This window comes from Aerococcus sp. L_32 (genome assembly GCF_050689315.1).
Window position 1 is genome coordinate 1 of the sequence record NZ_JBOEQF010000425.1, and the last position, 1,628, is coordinate 1,628.

The 1,628-nt window shown below is 37.3% G+C and carries 2 protein-coding genes; both read right to left on the reverse strand.

Features of this window, described 5'->3' with window-relative positions:
• The coding region (gene pgk / locus ACRCJ0_RS13600; protein ID WP_431390768.1) for a phosphoglycerate kinase at window positions 1-353 on the reverse strand (353 nt) is incomplete at its 3' end.
• Between the two features lie 101 nt (window positions 354-454).
• Window positions 455-1,468, reverse strand: a complete 1,014-nt coding sequence (gene gap / locus ACRCJ0_RS13605) for a type I glyceraldehyde-3-phosphate dehydrogenase (RefSeq protein ID WP_016897456.1) — start codon at window positions 1,466-1,468, stop codon at window positions 455-457.
• Window positions 1,469-1,628 lie beyond the last annotated feature (160 nt).

Genomic DNA, 1,628 nt, shown 5'->3' on the forward strand with positions numbered 1-1,628 from the left:
TTTTCAAACATTAATACTTCGCCATCTTTAAGGTTAGCGATAGCATCTTCTAATTCTTGACCACGAGTTTGCGCTACGAAAGTAACTTCTTTACCTAATTTTTCAGATAAACGTTCTGCAACTGGGCGTAAAGATTTAGAAGCTTTGTCTTCTTCAGTTTTCACTTTACCAAGGTGAGAGAATAACACTAAACGACCACCTTGCTCAAGAATATACTCAATAGTTGGTAATGCTTGAACGATACGGTTGTCATCAGTAATGTTAAGGTCTTTGTCCATTGGAACGTTAAAGTCAGCACGTTCTAAAACAACTTTACCTTTTAAATCGATGTCTTTTACAGTTTTCTTAGCCATTAAAATAGCACTCCTTATCTTAAGTTGTTAACCAATAAAAAAGGGCAGGAAGCGCGAAGCTTCCCGCCCAAATTCAACTGATTTTACTTTTAAACAATGAATTATTGTTTAGCAGCAAAGAATTCGATTAAACGTACGAATTGAGAAACGAAACCAGCTTCGTTGTCGTACCAAGCAACAGTTTTAACTAATTGGCCATCTTCAGATTCGATAACCTTAGTTTGAGTTGCGTCGAAGATTGAACCAGCTGGAACACCAACGATGTCAGAAGATACGATTTCATCAGTGTTGTATAAGAATGATGGGTTAGCGTATTTTTCCATAGCAGCGTTAACTTCTTCAACTGTAACTTTAGTGTTTAATGTTGAGTAGAACTCAGTCATTGAACCAGTTACGATAGGAATACGGATAGCAGTACCGTCAACTTTACCGTTAACTGAAGGAATAACGCGACCTACAGCTTTAGCTGCACCAGTAGATGCTGGAATAGCGTTTTCTGCAGCTGCACGACCGTTACGGAAGTTACCTTTTTTACCGTTAGGCGCATCTTGTAATGATTGTGTAGAAGTGTAAGCATGGATTGTTGACATTAAACCATGTTTGATACCAAATTCTTTTTCTAACACGTTAACTACAGGAGCTAAACAGTTAGTAGTACATGAAGCACCAGAGATAATTTTATCTTCAGCTTCGATGATATCTTCGTTTACACCGTAAACAATTGTTTTAGTTTCAGCATCAGCAGGAGCTGAGATGATAACTTTTTTAGCACCAGCATTGATGTGTGCTTGAGATTTTTCTTTTGTAGCGTAGAAACCAGTACATTCTAGAACGATGTCAACACCTAAGTCACCCCAAGGTAAATCGTTTGCGTCACGTTCAGAGTATACAGTGATTTCTTTACCGTCGATAGAAATACCATTTTCAGTAGTTTCGATATCGTGGTTGAAAGTACCGTGAGCTGTATCATATTTTAATAGGTAAGCTAAGAATTCATTGTCTGTTAAATCGTTGATTGCCACGATTTCTACATTTGATTCATTTTCTTCCCAGATACGACGTAAAGTTAAACGACCGATACGACCAAAACCGTTAATTGCTAATTTAATTGCCATACTACAAAATTCCTCCTTAATGGAATACAAAATTATTTTAATGGGATTCCCCATTTAAAACCATATTTGAGGCACCTTGATCAGTTATAATGACTAACTGTTTAGGTGCGAGTTTCGCAAAAGCCTGTATTGCTTCTGCTTTTACACTGCCTCCAGCAAT

Bases quoted from the DNA above. Each gene is read 5' to 3' on its own strand.
- gap (WP_016897456.1), bottom strand. From the start codon at position 1,468: ATGGCAATTAAATTAGCAATTAACGGTTTTGGTCGTATCGGTCGTTTA.